Annotated in this window: 17 protein-coding genes; 3 read left to right on the forward strand and 14 right to left on the reverse strand. The window is 71.2% G+C overall.

Annotated elements, in window-relative coordinates; all coding sequences use genetic code 11:
- Positions 1-17: 17 nt before the first annotated feature.
- The 5 genes from aspS to ABZS69_RS01415 all read right to left on the reverse strand — a co-directional run bounded on the left by aspS (position 18) and on the right by ABZS69_RS01415 (position 5710).
- Positions 18-1280, reverse strand: coding sequence for an aspartate--tRNA(Asn) ligase (gene aspS / locus ABZS69_RS01395; RefSeq protein WP_355364529.1), 1263 nt, complete (start codon positions 1278-1280; stop codon positions 18-20).
- 314 nt (positions 1281-1594) lie between these two features.
- A complete protein-coding gene (gene der, locus ABZS69_RS01400; protein WP_355364532.1) occupies positions 1595-2986 on the reverse strand; it encodes a ribosome biogenesis GTPase Der in 1392 nt (463 codons plus the stop codon).
- A 30-nt stretch (positions 2987-3016) separates the two neighbouring features.
- Positions 3017-3673: a (d)CMP kinase gene (gene cmk, locus ABZS69_RS01405; RefSeq protein WP_355364535.1), complete on the reverse strand. Its 657-nt coding sequence runs from the start codon at positions 3671-3673 to the stop codon at positions 3017-3019.
- A gap of 61 nt (positions 3674-3734) precedes the next feature.
- Complete coding sequence (locus ABZS69_RS01410; protein ID WP_355364538.1) at positions 3735-5090, reverse strand: carotenoid oxygenase family protein; 1356 nt, start codon at positions 5088-5090, stop codon at positions 3735-3737.
- Positions 5087-5710: a TetR/AcrR family transcriptional regulator gene (locus ABZS69_RS01415; protein WP_355364541.1), complete on the reverse strand. Its 624-nt coding sequence runs from the start codon at positions 5708-5710 to the stop codon at positions 5087-5089. The genes ABZS69_RS01410 and ABZS69_RS01415 overlap by 4 nt, the downstream gene beginning before the upstream one ends.
- A 107-nt stretch (positions 5711-5817) precedes the next feature.
- On the opposite strand from ABZS69_RS01415, the gene ABZS69_RS01420 reads away from it, so the two are divergent.
- Together ABZS69_RS01420 and ABZS69_RS01425 are read left to right on the forward strand one after the other, a co-directional pair.
- Entirely contained in the window at positions 5818-6654 is an 837-nt protein-coding gene (locus ABZS69_RS01420; RefSeq protein ID WP_355364544.1) for a glycosyltransferase family 2 protein, read from the forward strand.
- 40 nt (positions 6655-6694) lie between these two features.
- Entirely contained in the window at positions 6695-6895 is a 201-nt protein-coding gene (locus tag ABZS69_RS01425) for a DUF2795 domain-containing protein (RefSeq protein WP_355364547.1), read from the forward strand.
- 50 nt (positions 6896-6945) lie between these two features.
- Here ABZS69_RS01425 and ABZS69_RS01430 read toward each other — a convergent pair whose 3' ends face one another.
- The gene (locus ABZS69_RS01430; RefSeq protein WP_355364550.1) at positions 6946-8094 is read right to left on the reverse strand and encodes an FAD-dependent oxidoreductase; all 1149 of its coding nucleotides are present in this window, start codon (positions 8092-8094) and stop codon (positions 6946-6948) included.
- Between the two features lie 61 nt (positions 8095-8155).
- Positions 8156-8842, reverse strand: a complete 687-nt coding sequence (locus ABZS69_RS01435; protein ID WP_355364553.1) for a hypothetical protein — start codon at positions 8840-8842, stop codon at positions 8156-8158.
- Between the two features lie 179 nt (positions 8843-9021).
- On the opposite strand from ABZS69_RS01435, the gene ABZS69_RS01440 reads away from it, so the two are divergent.
- A complete protein-coding gene (locus tag ABZS69_RS01440; protein WP_355364556.1) occupies positions 9022-10353 on the forward strand; it encodes a transposase in 1332 nt (443 codons plus the stop codon).
- Positions 10354-10370: 17 nt separating this feature from the next.
- On the opposite strand, the gene ABZS69_RS01445 is transcribed toward ABZS69_RS01440, so the two are convergent.
- From ABZS69_RS01445 to ABZS69_RS01475, 7 genes are all read right to left on the reverse strand, one after another.
- Positions 10371-11459: a prephenate dehydrogenase gene (locus ABZS69_RS01445; RefSeq protein WP_355364559.1), complete on the reverse strand. Its 1089-nt coding sequence runs from the start codon at positions 11457-11459 to the stop codon at positions 10371-10373.
- A gap of 64 nt (positions 11460-11523) precedes the next feature.
- Entirely contained in the window at positions 11524-11883 is a 360-nt protein-coding gene (gene aroH, locus ABZS69_RS01450; RefSeq protein WP_185073133.1) for a chorismate mutase, read from the reverse strand.
- Positions 11884-11952: 69 nt separating this feature from the next.
- Positions 11953-12810 carry a pseudouridine synthase gene (locus tag ABZS69_RS01455; protein WP_355364562.1) on the reverse strand — a complete coding sequence of 286 codons (858 nt, stop codon included), beginning with the start codon at positions 12808-12810 and terminating at the stop codon, positions 11953-11955.
- Positions 12756-13592 (reverse strand): hypothetical protein, encoded by an 837-nt coding sequence (locus tag ABZS69_RS01460; RefSeq protein WP_355364565.1) that lies wholly within the window; start codon positions 13590-13592, stop codon positions 12756-12758. The genes ABZS69_RS01455 and ABZS69_RS01460 overlap by 55 nt, the downstream gene beginning before the upstream one ends.
- Before the next feature lie 357 nt (positions 13593-13949).
- Positions 13950-14483 carry an SMC-Scp complex subunit ScpB gene (scpB, locus tag ABZS69_RS01465; protein ID WP_355365299.1) on the reverse strand — a complete coding sequence of 178 codons (534 nt, stop codon included), beginning with the start codon at positions 14481-14483 and terminating at the stop codon, positions 13950-13952.
- A 535-nt stretch (positions 14484-15018) separates the two neighbouring features.
- Entirely contained in the window at positions 15019-15834 is an 816-nt protein-coding gene (locus ABZS69_RS01470) for a segregation/condensation protein A (RefSeq protein ID WP_355364568.1), read from the reverse strand.
- Positions 15831-16772 (reverse strand): ParA family protein, encoded by a 942-nt coding sequence (locus ABZS69_RS01475; RefSeq protein WP_355364571.1) that lies wholly within the window; start codon positions 16770-16772, stop codon positions 15831-15833. The genes ABZS69_RS01470 and ABZS69_RS01475 overlap by 4 nt, the downstream gene beginning before the upstream one ends.
- Positions 16773-16833: the final 61 nt, after the last annotated feature.

Raw genomic sequence — 16833 nt, forward strand, 5'->3', positions numbered from 1 at the left:
GCGCGGAGGGCCGTCGGTCACGGGGACAGGCGGTGCAGGTCGCGGGGGAATGCGGTGGTCTGGCGGATGTTGGCGGCCCCCGTCAGCCGCGCCGTCCACCGTTCCAGCCCCAGCGCGAACCCGCCGTGCGGCGGCATCCCGTGCCGGAACGCCTGCAGGTACCCCTCGTACGCCTCCAGGCCCTCCCCCCTGGCGGCCAGCGCGGCCACGTAGTCCGGGTACCGATGCAGCCGCTGACCGCCCGTGACCAGCTCCAACCCCCTGAACAGCAGGTCGAACCCGTTGGAGTGGCCGGGCCAGGCGGGGTCGGGGTGGGTGTAGAAGGGCCGCTTGGACATCGGGTATCCGGTGACGAACAGGAACTCCGACCCGTGCTCCCGCGCCGCCCACTCGCACAGCCAGCGCTCCTGCGCGGGCGACAGGTCCGGCTCCGTCGAGCCGGTCAGCTCCTGCGCCTCGGTGAAGTGAACGGCCGGGATCTCGGCGGGCACCTCGGGCAGGACCGCGCCGGCGCGTTCGACGGCGGACGGGGCGCGGCGCCGTACGGACTCCAGCATGCCCGCCACCACCTCACGCAGCACCGCCATCACGTCCCTGTGGTCCCGGACGAAGCCCAGTTCGGCGTCGAGGCTGGTGTACTGGGCCAGATGGCGTACGGTGTCGTGCGGCTCGGCGCGGAAGACGGGACCGACCTCGTAGACCCGCTCGAACACCCCCACCATCGCCTGCTTGTAGAACTGCGGCGACTGGGCCAGGTAGGCGGGCCGGCCGAAGTAGTCGATGCCGAAGACGTTCGCGCCCGACTCGGTGGCCGAGGCGACGATCTTCGGGGTGTGGATCTCGGTGAACCCGAGCCCGTCGAGCGTCTCGCGGAACCCCGCCACGCTCGCGGCCGAGATCTCCAGCGGCGCGCTGAGCAGCGGATGCCGCAGCGCGACCGGCGCGTGGTCGAGGATCGTCGGCAGCCCGGCCGACACCACCGGCCGGTACAGGTCGAACGGCGGCGCCGCGTACGGCTCCGTCAGCACCTCGATCTCCGGCTCGACCAGCTCGACGCCTCCCGGCGCCTGCGGGCTGGCCGTCACGGTGCCGGTGACCTCGACCACGCTCTCCTCGCCGGGCAGGTCGCTCGCGGCCACCACCTGGGCGAGGCCGGTACGGTCCCTGACGACGAGGAAGGACACGGATTTCAGTTGCCGGCGGCGATGGACCCAGCCGGCGATCGTCACTCGTTGGCCGGCGTGCTCAGCGAGCTCCGCCGACATGACACGAGAGATCATTACAGCTCCTCACGAGGAATTGCATGACCCCTTGGGAGTGCGGGGGAGAAGGGAGCTCCCGGTGCCACCGCACTTTCGCCGCCTCAGCGGAGGCGGCCTCGACGACCCGATGACGGGGGTCAGGCCGGCGGGGCATTTCCTCCCCGCACTCGGGAGTGTCTTCACCAGCGGAGCACGGGACCGCCTTCGCAGCTACCGGCGGCTCTCTGGACCCCTGCGGACCTCTGGCTACTCGTCTCCGTCGACGTGTTGCCGTAGATCTTACGGCCGGGCCCGGGGGAACGGCAAAGCGATTCCCCCGGGCCCCGCGCAGGCTACTTTTCCTTCTTGCCGCGCTTCTCCCGGATCTTCATCGTGACCTCGATCGGCGAGCCGGCGAACCCGAACTCCTCCCGGATGCGCCGCTCGATGAAGCGCCGGTAGGTGTCCTCTAGCCATCCCGACGTGAACAGCACGAACTTCGGCGGCTCGACGGAGGCTTGAGTGGCGAAGAGGATCTTGGGCTGCTTCCCGCCCCGCACCGGCGGCGGCGTCTGCTGCACCAGCTCCGTCAGGAACGCGTTGAGCCGGGCGGTCGGCACCCGGGTGGACCAGGAGTCGAGCGCCTTCTCCAGGGCGGGCACCAGCCGGTCGATGTGCCGGCCGGTCAGGGCGGAGATGTTGACCCGCAGCGCCCACGGGGTGCGCACGAGCTGCCGGTCGATCTCCTTCTCCAGGTAGTAGCGGCGGTCCTCGTCGACCAGGTCCCACTTGTTGAAGGCCACCACCATCGCCCGGCCCGACTCGATGACCAGGCCGATGATGCGCAGGTCCTGCTCGGTGAGGACCTCGCTGGCGTCGATGAGCACGACGGCCACCTCGGTGCGCTCCAGCGCGGCGCGGGTGCGCATGGCCGCGTAGAAGTCGGCCCCCTGCAACTCCCGGTCGCGCCGCCGGATGCCGGCCGTGTCGACGAACCGCCAGGTGCGCCCGCCCAGCTCGATCAGCTCGTCGACCGGGTCGCGGGTGGTGCCGGCCATGGGGTCGACCAGCACCCGCTCCTCGCCGGCGAGCTTGTTGAGCAGCGAGGACTTGCCGACGTTGGGCTTGCCCAGCAGGGCGACGCGGGCCGGGCCGCGCTCGGCCTCGAATTTGACGGCGGGCGTCTCGGGCAGCGCGTCGAGCATCACGTCGAGCAGGTCGCCGCTGGAGCGCCCGTGCAGGGCCGAGACCGGGTACGGCTCGCCGAGGCCGAGCGCCCACAGCGCGGCGGCCTCCAGCTCAAGCTGCTGGTTGTCGACCTTGTTGGCGGCCAGGATGACCGGTTTGCCCGACTGTCGCAGCACCGCGCCCACGATCTCGTCGGCGTCGGTCGCGCCCACGGTGGCGTCGACGACGAACACGATCACGTCGGCCAGCTCGACGGCGACCTGGGCCTGCTCGGCGATGCGCAGGTTCATCCCGGTGGCGTCGGGGTCCCAGCCGCCGGTGTCGACCACCGTGAACCGGCGGCCACGCCAGTTGGCGTCGTACGTGACCCGGTCGCGCGTGACGCCCGGCACGTCTTCCACGACCGCCTCGCGGCGGCCGATGATGCGGTTGACCAGCGTGGACTTGCCGACATTAGGCCGCCCCACGATGGCGACGACCGGCAGCGGCGCAGTGTCGCCGTGCTCGGTGATCTCAAGGTCGTCGAGGTCAGCCTCGACCCAATCCCCCGTTGCCACGAAATTTCATCCTTTGTGAGTACCGCACCCTCAGGTGCGCTCTTTGACCAGTCTCAACACCTCAGCGATAACCTCTTCCAGGGTCAGCGGCGTGGTGTCGAGCTCGACGGCGCCATCCGCCATCGAGAGTGGGTCCGTCTTACGTGTCGAGTCCAGGGTGTCACGCCTGGCCATGGCCTCCTGCTGCGCCTCCACCGTCGAGCCCGCCACCTCGGCGTTGCGCCGCCGGGCGCGGGCCTCCGGGCTGGCCGTCAGGTAGACCTTGACAGCCGCTTCCGGCCAGACGACCGTGCCGATGTCGCGGCCCTCGACCACGATGTCACCGGCGCCGATGAGCTCCCGCTGGAGCTCGACCAGGCGCGCCCGGACCTCGGGGACGGCGGCCACGACGGAGACGGCGCCGGTGACCCCGGCCTCCCTGATCGGCCCCCCCACGTCGACGCCGTCGACGTGGATGCTGGGACCGTCGGGGTCGGTGCCGGACTCGATGCGCGGCTCGGCGCAGCGGGCCGCCATCGCGGCGGGGTCGGCCAGGTCGACGGCCTGGGTGAGCATCCACCAGGTCATCGCCCGGTACATCGCCCCGGTGTCGAGGTAACGCAGGCCCAGCGCGCGAGCGACCCCACGCGACACGCTCGACTTACCCGACCCCGAAGGGCCGTCCATGGCGACGACCAGACCGGCCACGGCCTCTCCCTCTGCACGAGCTTCTCAAGTATCCCAACCCGAAGAGGCTACCGTGTCCGGCTCAGTCGGCGATCCAGCTCCCGTGGAAGCCGAGCGGGACGCGGGCGGGCAGGTGGACGGTGGCGACCGGCTCGCCGGTGAAGTCCTGCGCGGAAAGGATCACCAGGTCGGCCGCTCCCCTGGCCTCGTCGTTGACGAAGGCGAGCAGGTAGCCGTCGTCCTCGGCCTCGCCGGAGGCGACGAACACCGGCTCGCCGACGTACGCGCCCCGCCCGAACCGCCGCCACTCCTGTGTCCCCCGCACCAGGTCGTGCTTGATCAGCGTGTTGTCGAACGCCTGGTCGGGCAGGTCCTCCAGCTCGCTGTCGGGCGCGTACAGCACGTCGTGCAGGTCGCGGGCGGCGGAGGTGTAGCCGTAGCGGTACGGCCGGCCGGTGCGGCGCTCGTCCATGCGCGGGAACTCCTGCGGCCGGTCGTCCAGCCGGGTCTGCCGGACCTTGCCTGAGACCGGGTCGATCGTCCAGCGGTCGAGCGTCGGCAGGCCGCCCAGGTCGAGCCGGGCGTCCACGAACCGCTTCGGGTAGCGGACCACGTCCACGACCACCTCGTCGCCGTCGTCGTAGGCGTTGAGCGTGTGGAACACCCAGCACGGGTCCACCTCCACCCAGCGCACGTCGCCGCTCTCGCGCGACATGAGCCCGATCCTGGCGCCGTGGGCGTCGTTCCACGCGTACGGCAGCTGGACCCCCTTCTCCGCGTGGGCCATGCTGAACGTGACCGGCAGGTCGTAGATCACCACGTACCGCTCGGTGAGCGCGAAGTCGTGCAGCATCGGGGCGTCGGCGATCGGGATGTCCCTGATCCCCGTCACCGAGCCCTCGGGGTTGATCACGATGTGCTGGTGGTGGTCCCAGCCGAAGAAGTAGGCCAGCGCGTGCAGCTCGCCGCTGACCGGGTCGAGGTGGGTGTGCGCGGCGAACCCGCCGGGCAGGCCGCCGCCGAAGTCGCACGCGCCGACGGTGTCGAGCTCGTAGCTCAGCTCGTACGGCAGCGCCCCCGCCTCGACGGTCGCGAACGTGCGCCCGGCCAGCCCGATGACGTGCGTGTTGGCGGCGAAGTCCATGCCCCCGTGCACGGGCCCCGGCCTGGCCGGCTCGCCGAGCCGTTCGGCGACGCGGGCGCTGCGCACCCAGCGGTTGCGGTACCACTCGGCGCGGCCGTCGCGCAGCCGCACGCCGTGGACCATGCCCTCGCCGAGGAACAGGTGGCCGGCCGAGGGGTCGTCGAGGCTGAGCGGGTTGGGGCCGTTGCGCAGGTAGCGGCCGTTCAGCTCGGCCGGGACGCGGCCGGTGACCTCCAGGTCGAAGGCCGTGATCTCATCGGTCACTGGCGCGAACCCGCCGGTGTAGGGCGTCATGTCAGATTCCTCTCCTCGTGGGTCAGGAATGGCGTGAGGACCGAGTCGCAGAGCAGCCGGTGGCGCTGCGCCGCCTCGTCCGGATCGAAATAGCCCGAAATTTCAAGACTTACGGCGCCGTGCATGGCCATCCACAGCACATCGGCGATCTCCCTGGCCGTGCCCCCGTGCAACGCCCCCGCCTCCAGGCACTTCTCCACGCCCCGCAGCAGCAGGTCGAACGTCCGCCTGGCGGCCTGCACCGACTCCTGGTCCGGCTTGAACCCCGGCATCGCCCCCTGGAACATGACCCGGTAGTAGTCGGGCTCGGCCAGCGCGTAGGCGCGGTAGGCCGCCAGCCCCGCGCGCAGCGCGGCCAGGGGGTCCGCCGGGCCCGTGACCTCCAGCAGCCACCGCTCGAACCGCGCGAACCCCTCCAGCCACAGCGCCCGGCTGAGCCCGTCCTTGCCGCCGAACAGCGTGTAGATCACCTTGGTCGAGCAGCCGACCTCGCCGGAGATCCGCCGCACGGTCAGCGCCGCCGGCCCCTCGGCGACGAGCAGGTGCGTGGCGACGTCGAGGATCGCGGCCCGGACGGCGCTCTGCCCCTCCTGCTGGGCCTGCTGGTATGCAGTAGTCACGGTAACGCCGTTTCCTATGGGTAACACTGTTACCGCTCTTCCTACCCCTTTCCGGGGAGCGCGTCAACCGGAGGAGTAAGAGAGCGCGGCACGGTTAGTGGCCCCCTGTGAACGATCCGCGCGTCACCGTGGTGGTGGCCGGCAGGAACAGGCCGCGGGCGCTGGCCCGTACGCTCCCCCTGCACCCGCGCCCGGTGATCCTCGTCGACAGCGGCGCGGCCGACGTGACGGCGGGGTTCGTGCGGCGTCACTTCCCGGACGTTCACCTGGTGGAGACGGGCAAGGATCCGGGGGCGCCGGCCCGCGACGCCGGCGTCCGCCTGGCCGGGACCCCCTACGTGGCCTTCGCCGACGACGACTCCTGGTGGGCGCCGGGGGCGCTGGAGCGGGCCGCGGACGTGCTGGACGCGCATCCGCGGCTGGCCGTCCTGGCGGCACGCGTGCTGGTGGAGCCGGAGGAGCGGCTGGACGCGGTGTCGGAGCGGATGCGCGCCTCACCGCTCGGCGTGGAGCCGGACCTGCCGGGGCCGAGCGTGCTGGGGTTCCTGGCGCTGGGGGCGGTGGTGCGCAAGAAGGCGTTCCTTGAGGCGGGCGGGTTCGACGGGGTGCTCGTGTCCTCCGGCGAGGAGGAGCGGCTGGCCGTGGACCTGGCCGCGAAGGGGTGGGGGCTGGCGTACGTGGACGACGTCGTGGCCCACCGCCACCCGCCTCCGTCCGGGGACGCGCGCGGCAGGCAGGTGCTGGCCACCCGCGACGCGGTGCTGACCGCCGTGCTGCGCCGCCCTTGGCGGGTGGTGGCGCGCAGGTCGCTCGACGCGCTCCTGGCCGGCCCCGCGGGCTGGGAGGGGCTGCGTACGGCCGTGCCGAGCCTGCCCCGGGCACTGGCCGAGCGGCGGGAACTGCCGGCCGCGGTCGAACGGGCGCGGCGACGGCTGGAGAGATGACCGGATGTTACATGCCGTGACTGACGGGAAGCAGAGGGTCATGACAACGATACCGAACCCGATCGACCTGCTCAAGAACCTGAGCGACGTCGAGTTTCCGGCCAATAAGCAAGATCTGCTCAGGGCTGCCCGCCAGCACAAGGCGAGCAAGGACATCATCAAGGCCCTGGAGACCTTGCCCGACCACGAGATCTTCGACGACCCGAGTGACGTGACCGACGCGCTCTCGACCATGCGCTGATCGCGGTAAGTGCGGCGGGCGGGGCCCGGAGGCCCCGCCCGCCGTGCTGTTCACCCGAGCCCCGCGCTCAGCGCGAACGCCCACACCGGCACCAGCCCCCGCTTCAGCAGCCTGAACGTGGGCATCGGGCTGCCGCTCACCGTCTCCTTGTACGCGACCGCCGCCCGGCCCTTCAGGTACCACCGGCGCGGGCTGTCGTCCGGCCGGGTGAACTGGATGACCGCGTCCTTGCGGCCCAGGGAGATGGGCTGATGCACGTACCCGAACCGGAACGCCTTCGGGGTCCTGCCGCGCAGAGTGTCGGCGAGCGAGTCGGCGGCGTGCAGACCGGTGGGGATGCCGCCCTGGCAGGTGCCGTGCAGCACGCCGAACCGCTGGCTGACCGCGGCGGCGTCGCCTACGGCGTACACGTCGGGGTGCGACACCGAGCGCAGCGCGGAGTCCACCACGATGCGGCCGCGGGCGTCGACGGTCAGCCCGGACCCGGCGGCCACCGGCAGACCCCTGGTGCCGGTGGTCCAGAGCGTCGCGTCGGAGTGGACGAGTTCGCCGCCGGCCAGTTCGACGGCGTCCGGGAGGACTTTGGTGATGTCCGCGCCGGTCCGCACCTCGACGCCCAGCCGCTCCAGCGCGGCATCCAGGTGGGCGCGCGCCCGCTCGCCCATCATGGAGCCGGGCCGCCCCCTGGTCAGCAGGACCACGCGCAGATGAGGGTGCGCCTCGGCGATCTCCGTGGCCGACTCGACGCCGGTCAGCCCGCCGCCGGCCACGACCACCGTGCCCGAGGCGAGGGCGGCGAGGCGTTCTGCGAGCCGTACGGTGCCGATGTGGTCGTCGTAGACGAAGGCGTGGTCGGCGACGCCGGGCACCGAGGCATCGGTGACGGTGCCGAGCGCGTAGATCAGCTTGTCGTAGCCGAGCACGCGCCCGTCCTCCAGGCGCGCCTCCCGGCGCTCGACGTCCAGCCCGGCCACGCGGCCCCGGACGAACTCGATGCCGGTGCCCGCGACCACGTCCTCCAGCGGGAAGTCGGCCAGCCGCTCCCCGGCGGCCGTCTGGTGCAGCCTGAGCCGCTCGGTGAACCTCGGCGAGGCGTTCACCAGCCGCACCCGGCCGCCCGTGCGGCGGGTCCTGACGGCGGTCCTGATGGCCGCGGCGACTCCGGTGTAGCCGGCTCCGAGTACCAGGATGTCGGTCATTGTCCTTACCTCCTCGATTCGGCCTGAAGACGGATCGAGGAGGCTCGGATGTGACATCGGGTTATCCGGCGGCCGGCACGGCGGGCTTGTCGTTCGTCCAGCCGACCTTGTACGTCTCGACCCCGCTCTTGCCGGCCACCGGCTTGCCGCCGTCCCGCAGGTCGATGTAGCGGGCCAGCAGCGTCATCGTCCGGGTGTCCACGATGAACTGCTCCTTGAGCACCGAGTTCTTCCGGTCGCTGACCGGCAGGGCGACCTTCTGACCGGACCGGCCCAGCGGATCCTTGACCCGGCCGAGGTCACTGACGCCCTTGGTGGTCTTCAACGCCTGGAACGCGGCGGACCTGACCTTGAACGGCACCGGGTTCTCGTACAGCAGCTGCGTCATGGACTGGGCCACGTACCGGTCCAGGTTGACCAGCCAGTCCTCCTTCTTGGCCCGTGGGTCGGTGGTCTTGGCCTCCTCCGCGGCCTCGTCGATCCAGGCGCGCACCTCCGCGACGACGTGCGCCCTGAGGGCCTCGGGCTCGGCGGGCAGGGCCTGGAGCTGGGAATACGGCGGCCGCCTCGTCCTGGGGCGTGGCAGGCTTGGCCGGCAACGGACCTCGCCACGCCGGGAATCGAACGTCTCGCGCTTCCCGAGCACCGCGAGGAACACCTCGGCGGTCTCGTCATCGGCGGCCTGCCGGTTCGGTCCAGGCGTCTGCCTAGGGACCAGAAACGGCTGTGCATGATGGCCCGGGTTCACCCGTCGGCGAACTCCTTGGACAGGTACCGGGAGGACGCCCTTTTATCGGAGCTGTCGCGCACCTCGATCATGTTTTCTTCGCAGCGGCTCAGCATCGCGTTGTCGAAGACGTTCCGTCTGGTGACATGACGTGTCTTCCTCGTCGATATTCAGCTGGGGATCATTGGCCAGGCGATAGAGTGTTCGATAACCAGTGGGAGGGGGCAGGCGGGATGCTAGCAGGGCGCCGGTACCGGCTGGAGTTCTCGCCCGACCAGGCGGCCTTTGCCGAACGCGTCGGCGGGATCTGCCGCAGCGTGTGGAACACCGGCCTGCAACAGCGGCGCGCATATCGGCAGCGGGGGGCGTTCATCGGGTATGCCGAGCAGTGTCGCCAACTCGCCGAGGCCAAGACCGAGTTCGGCTGGCTGGCTGAGGCTCCCTCCCAGGTGTTGCAGCAGACGTTGAAAGATCTGGACTCCGCCTGTTCCCGCCATGGCGCGTGGAAGGTCAGGTGGCGTTTGGCCCGCCGCTGGAAGCCGGCGTTCCGGTTCCCCTCACCCGAGCAGATCAGCATCCAGCGGCTCTCGCGCCGCTGGGGCCGGGTAAAGCTGCCGAAATTCGGTTGGGTGCGGTTTCGCTGGTCACGCCCGCCGGGCGGGACTGTCCGCTCGGCAACGGTGTCCCATGATGGCGGGCGCTGGTTCGTGGCGTTCCTGATCGAGGACGGACAGGCTTCCCCGGCGGCGCATCCGGGCCCGCGGGCCGGGATCGACCGCGGCGTGATCGTGGCCGCCACCACCTCTGATGGCGACTTCCATGACCGCGCCTACATCGCGACCGGCGAGGCTCAACGCTACCGCCGTTTGCAACAACAACTTGCCCGGACCCGGCGCGGCAGCAACCGGCGCAGGCGCGTGATCGCGAAGATCGGGGCGGTGATGCTGCGGGTCCGGCACCGCCGGGCTGATTTCAACGCGCGCACCGCAGCGAGCCTGTGCGACCGGTACGGCACGGTGGTGCTGGAGGGCCTCAAGACGGCGAACATGACCAAGTCAGCGTCCGGCACCATCGAGTGTCCGGGCAGGAACGTGGCCGCCAAGTCCGGCCTGAATCGGGCCATCTTGGATAAGGGCTGGTACGGGCTGGAGCTTGCGCTCACCAGCGCGGCGCGTCGTTCAGGCACTCAGATCGTCAAGGTCAACCCGGCGTACACGAGTATCACGTGCTCGACCTGCGGGGCGGTGGACGCGAAATCGCGCGAGAGCCAAGCGCGGTTCGCCTGCACCTCCTGCGCAATGGTCGCACACGCTGACGTGAACGCCGCCATCAATATCAAAAACGCGGCCGGGCAGGTCATGTCAGGACGTGGAGACCTGGCTATTGGGCGGTCTGTGAAGCGTCAACCACCCCGGACGCGAGCGCGGCCCCACACGCCGGCAGCACGGGGAATCCCGGTCGTTCAAGGCCAGGAGGAAGTCAATCAACCGATAGGGCGTTTTCTCCCCTCGCCGGTTTCGCCAGGGCTCTGACAGGACGATCCGCCTCTTTAGGGAACTTCCCAGCCGCGCTCGCGCAGGGCCTCGACCAGCATGGACACGGCCTCGGGCTCGACCGACAGCTCGGCGATGCCCAGGGGCAGCCCGGGCGCGTGCTCCAGGCGCACGTCCTCGACGTTGACCCCGACCTCGTCGCACACCTGGAAGAGGCGGGCGAGCTGGCCGGGACGGTCGCCGATGACGACCTGGACGACGGCGTAGGAGGAGGCCGGGCCGCCGTGCTTGCCGGGGATGCGGTCGTGGCCGACGACGCCGCGCTTGAGCAGCTGGGTGATCTCGAAGGTGGCGGTGCCGTCGCCCTCGGCCATGGCCCGCAGGGCGCTGGCGGCCTCGGCCAGGTCGGTGGCGACGGCTTCGAGCACCTCGGCGACCGGGGAGGCGTTGCCGGACAGGATTCCGAGCCACATGCTCGGGTCGCTGCCCGCGATCCTGGTGACGTCGCGCACGCCCTGACCGGCCAGGCCGAGCGCGACGTCGGTGGCGTCGGCCAGGCGGGCCGCCACGGCGGAGGCGGCGACGTGGGGGGCGTGGGAGACGACGGCGACCGCGCGGTCGTGCTCGGTCGCGCTCACCTCGACCGCGTTGGCCCCGCACAGCTCGATCATCCGCAGCACGGTCGCCTTCGCCTCGGGATCGGCCTGCTCGGTGGGGCACAGCGCCCACGGCCGGCCCAGGAACAGGTCGGCCCTGGCCGCCCCCGGTCCGGACTTCTCGCGGCCCGCGAGGGGGTGGGAGGCGACGTACGAGGTCAGGTCGCAGCCGAGCTGCGTGGCCCGGTGCAGCGGCTCGGCCTTCACGCTGGCGACGTCGGTGTAGTACCGGGCGGCGTTGATCCGCTGCAGCTCCAGCAGCTCGGTCGCCACGTGGGCCGGGGGGACGGCGATGATGGCCAGGTCCACCGCCGGGGTGGGCGGCTCGTCCGGCTGCCAGTCTTCGCCCGCGCCCAGCTCCCGGGCCAGCCGTACGGCGGCCTGGTCGCGGTCGGCGAGCAGCACGCGTACGCCGCGCTTGCGCAGCGCCAGGGCCGCCGAAGTGCCGATGAGGCCGGTGCCGACGACGAGCGCGGTACGAAGTTCCATCTCGATGTCCTGATTTATCGGGCGATTGTGGTCGTGAGTATGCCCTGGCGTACTCGCCCTGGCGTTACTGGGCGATATCCTGCCGCAACTTCACCGCGCCACGCAGGTAGACATGCTGGATCGCGGAACGCGGGCGGTCGAGGTCGACGTGGGCCATGAGGCGTACCACGCGGGGCAGCGCGCCCGGCACGTCGATCTCGGTGCAGCAGATCAGCGGCACCTCGTGAAAGCCCAGCTTCCGCGCCGCGAGCGCCGGGAACTCGGCCGTCAGGTCGGGCGTGGCCGTGAACAGCACGCTGATCACGTCGTCCGTGGTCAGCTCATTACGCTCCATGATCGCGGTGACCAGCTCGGTCGTGCCTGCGATGATCGAGTCGCGGTCGTTGGCTTCCACCTGGATCGCCCCGCGGATCGCCCGCACCATGTGGTCAGTCCCCTTCCATAGCGGGAGAGCCCGTGCGGAGGTTCGCACGGGCTCCTGCGTCCGGCCAGATTACAGCTTCACGGCCGCGTACAACTCACCGACCTCTTTCAAGGTCAGCGCCCTAACCGTCCCGGCTTTGGTACGGCCCAGCTTCACCGGGCCGAACTCGATCCTGGCCAGGTCGATCACGCGGTGGCCCGCCTCTTCCAGCATGCGCCTGACGACGTGCTTGCGGCCCTCGTGCAGGACGATCTCGATCAGCGCCTGCTGACCGTGCTCCTGCACGATGGCGAAGCTGTCGGCCTTGACGAGGCCGTCCTCCAGCTCGATGCCCTGCTTGAGCCTGCGGCCCAGGTCGCGCGGGATCGGGCCCGGCACCTTGGCCCAGTACTTCTTCTGCACGCCGTAGCTCGGGTGCGTCAGCCGGTTGGCCAGCTCGCCGTCGTTGGTGAGCAGCAGCAGGCCCTCGGTCTCGGTGTCGAGCCTGCCCACGTGGAACAGCCGCGGAGCGAGCTCCTCCACGTAGTCGGCCAGACACGGGCGGCCCTGCGGGTCGCTCATGGTGGAGACGACGCCGATGGGCTTGTTCAGGGCGTAGTAGACGAGGTCGGGGGCGGTGGGGATGCGCTTGCCGTCCACGTGGATGACCTGCGTCGCCGGGTCCACCTTGGCCCCGAACCGCCGTACGACCTGGCCGTTCACGGTGACCCTGCCGTCGCCGATCATCTCCTCGCAGGCCCGGCGGCTGGCCACGCCCGCCTGGGCGAGCACCTTCTGCAGCCGCACCCCGTTGGGGACCTCGGTGGTGTCGCGCTCGTCGGTGTAGTCGTCGGAGTAGAAGTCGCGGTCGCGGAGGGGCTGCCGCGCGGCCTTCACGCGGTCGCGCTGGGGGCTGCCGATCGTCTGCACGTCGTCGCGGCGAGGCACACGAGGTGCCCGGTCTGCACGGTCGGTACGGGGGGCGCGGTCCGCGGTGCGGGCGTCGCCGTCGCGCTTGCCGAACCGGGCCCGCGAGGAGACCGGCGCGGCCCCTTCCCGACGCCCGCTCCGGTCAGCCCGGAACCCGCCACCACGCTCATCCCGCCGCCCGGCACCGGCGCCACCGCGCTCGTCCCGCCGCCCGGCACCGAACCCACCACGCTCGTCACGGGCACCATAGCCACCGCGCTCCTGGCGAGCACCGTAGCCACCACGCTCCTCACGGGCGCCGTAGGCACTACGCCCCTCACGGGCACCGACGCCGCCCCGCTCATCACGCCGCCCGGCACCGTAGCCGCCGCGCTCGTCGCGAGCACCGTAGCCACCGCGCCCCTCGCGGGCGCCGAACCCGCCGCCACGCTGATCGTCGCGGCGCTCGGGACGGTATCCGCCCCGGTCACCGCGGGGTCGCTCCTGGCGCTCACCACGCTCGTCGCGCCGCCCGGCCGAGTAACCGCCGCGCTCATCACGCCGTCCGGCACCAGCGCCGGCGCGCTCATCGCGCCGTCCCGCGCCGGCGCCACCGCGCTCATCACGTCGCCCGGCGCCGTAGCCGCCGCGCTCGTCCCGCCGGTCGGTGGCGCCGTGGCCACCGCGGTCGTCGCGGGAACCACGGCCGCGCTCGTCACCTCGGTCGTCGCGACGCCCGGCACCGTAACCGCGGCGGTCGTCGCCGAACCCGCCGCCACGCTGATCGTCGCGGCGCTCGGGACGGTATCCGCCCCGGTCACCGCGGGGCCGCTCCTGGCGCTCACCACGCCCGTCGCGGTCTTCGTAGCGGCTCCTGCGCTCGTCACCGTCGCGGCTGCCGCCGCGGTCGTCGCGCGCCGGGTAGCGCTCCCCGCGCTCACCACCGGAGTATCGCTGCTCGCGTCCGCCGGACCCGTACCGGGCGCGCGAGCCGCTCCGGTCGGCGCGGAGGGAGTCACCGGACCCGCCGCGGCTGTCATTCGAACGGAAACCGTCCCTGGAACGGGACCCTGAACTGGAGTCGGAGCGGAAGGCGGGACGTCCCGCTCGGCCCTGACCCGAGCCGCCGGTACGTCCACGACCGCGTCCATCACCGGACGGGGTGCTACGCCTGTTGATCACTTTGTTGTCTCCTCGAGGTTTTCCACGTCGTCGGGGAGGAGGGGCGCGAGCTCGGGGAGCTCGCTGAGGTCCCGCAGTCCCAGACGTTCAAGGAAGTATGAGCTTGTCCGGTAGAGCACTGCCTGGCTCTCCGGGTCGGTGCCGGCCTCTTCGACCAGCCCTCTCGCGACGAGCGTCCGCATGACGCCGTCGCTGTTGACGCCGCGTACTGCGGCGACGCGGGCACGACTCACCGGTTGCCGGTAAGCCACGACCGCAAGTGTCTCCAGCGCGGCCTGGGTCAGCCGCGTCTGCTGGCCGTCGCGTACGAACCGCTCGACCAGGGGTGCGCAGTCGGCACGCGTGTAAAAACGCCAGCCGCCCGCGACATCTCTCAAGTCAAAACCTCGGCCGGCAGCGGTATATTCCGCCGCCAGACCCCGCAGCGCGGCGGCGACCTCGTGGGTGGGCCGCTCCAGCACCTGGGCCAGGGTGACCTCGGCCACGGGCTCATCGACGACGAGCAGAATGGCCTCCAGCGCCGCCGCCAACGTCGGCCCCTGCCCAGCCCGCTCCTGCCCCTCCCCCGCGCCTCCGGACGCCTCTCCTAGCTCCTCCGCCCCTTCCCCACCCAACGCCGCATCGGCCACCTGACGACCGCCGCCCGCCAACGCCCCACCGGCCTCCTCGGCCGCACGCGTTGCGCCGAACTCCACCGCGCCGCCACTCGCCGACCCGGCGCTCGGGAGGCGCGGGTCCAGGGTGGTGGCCGGAGCGTCCGGCGCCGCTGGGGCGTCGGGTGGTGCCTCGTGCGAAAGCGGCCCGTCGGTCGACTGCGCCGCGTCCGCCGACGGCGTGGTGCTCGCCGGGTCCGTCTCATCGGTCGGCTGGGCACCGTCCCTCGGCTGCGTCTCGTCCGCCGGCTGCGGCTCAGCCTCCGACGGTGCGTCGTCCGAAGGCAGGGGCTCGGTGGGGGTGTCCTCCACGGGTGGGGCCGGGGGTTGGGCGAGGGAGCCGGGGAGGGTCATCCAGGAGGGGAGCGGGGGCTCGGAGTCCGGGGAGCGGCGAGGGGTGGGCAGTGGGTTGTCAGTCATTGCGTGGTTTCTCCGCCGATTCCTCGTAATCGTCCCCCACCGCGACGTCCCCGTCGTCAGCGCCCGTCCAGGTTACGTGCAAGTCCCCCAGCGCTTCGACCTGTTCGAAGGTGACCGCCGACTCCCGGAAGAGCTCCAGCACCGCCAGGAAGCGGGCGATGACCTCGAAGGTGCCCGAGCAGTCGGCCACCAGCGCGCGGAAGGTGGCGCGCCGGAGCCGGCGCAGGTGCATGACCAGGATGGCCGCCTGCTCCTTGACGCTCGCCAGGGGCTGGTAGATGTGCCCGAGGCCGACGGTGGGGGGCAGCTTGGGGGTGAAGGCCTTGGCGGCGATCTTGGCGAGCTGCTCGGGCCCGATGCCCAGGATGAGCTCGGGCAGCAGGTTGGCGAACTGCGGCTCCAGCGGCACCGTACGGGGAAAGCGCAGCGCCTCCTCCGCCATCCGGCCCGCGAAGAGCTTCGCCACCTCCTTGTACGCCTTGTACTGCAGCAACCGCGCGAACAACAGGTCCCTGGCCTCCAGCAGCGCCAGGTCCTCCTCGTCCTCCACCTCGCCCGAGGGCAGCAGCCGGGCCGCCTTCAGGTCGAGCAGGGTCGCCGCGACCAGCAGGAAGTGGCTGGTCTGGTCGAGATCCCACTCGGGCCCCCGGGAACGGATGTACGCGATGAACTCGTCGGTGACCTTGGAGAGCGAGACCTCGGTGATGTCCAGCTTGTGTTTGGCGATGAGCCCGAGCAGCAGATCGAAGGGTCCCTCGAAGACGTCCAGGTGGACCTGGAACCCCTGGGGCTGCTCGGCGTCGGTCACCTGGCCATTGTGGCAGGCGCCGGCCAGCGCGAGAGCACCTCGCGGGCCAGCTCACGGTAAGCGTTCGCACCGAGCGAGGACGGGTCGAAGGTGGTGATGGGCTCACCGGCGACCGTCGCGTCGGGGAAGCGGACCGTACGGTTGATCACCGTGTGGAACACCTTGTCGCCGAACGCCTCCACCGTGCGCGCCAGCACCTCGCGGCCGTGCAGCGTACGGGCGTCGTACATGGTGGCCAGCAGGCCCTCGATCTCGAGGTCCTCGTTGAGCCGCTCCTGGACCTTGGAGATCGTGTCCATGAGCAGCGCCACGCCGCGCAGCGCGAAGAACTCGCACTCCAGCGGCACCATGACGCCGTGGGCGCAGGTCAGGGCGTTGATCGTGAGCAGGCCCAGCGACGGCTGGCAGTCGATGAGGCACACGTCGTAGTGCGGCAGCAGCGGCTTGATCACCCGGCCGAGCACATGCTCGCGGGCGACCTCGGAGACGAGCTGCACTTCGGCGGCCGACAGGTCGATGTTGCTGGGCAGCAGGTCGAGGCCCTCGACGCCGGTCTCCAGGAGCACGTCCTCGGCGGTGATGCCGCGCTCCATGAGCAGGTTGTAGACGGTCAGGTCGAGCTGGAGCGGGTTGATGCCCAGGCCGACGGAGAGGGCGCCCTGCGGGTCGAAGTCGACCAGCAGCACCTTGAGCCCGTATTCGACGAGCGCGGCCCCCAGGTTGATGGTGGTCGTCGTCTTGCCGACGCCGCCCTTCTGGTTGACCATCGCGACCACACGCGCCGGGCCGTGCACGGCGGGCGGCACCGGCTCGGGGAACACCGGTCTGGGCCGCTGCGTGGGCCCGAGGTTGACGCCGTTGGAAAGCGTGTTGGTCTTCGTGTCGCCCCAGGGGTTGTCGGGGGTCCCCGGGGTCGAACCCTTGGTCGTCACAGTCACCAGCTCGAACCTCCCTGACGATCCCGAACCGGACCGTCCGGACGGACACTATGGGCTCGCC

It is taken from the genome of Nonomuraea sp. NPDC005650, assembly GCF_040605375.1.
GTDB lineage: Bacteria > Actinomycetota > Actinomycetes > Streptosporangiales > Streptosporangiaceae > Nonomuraea.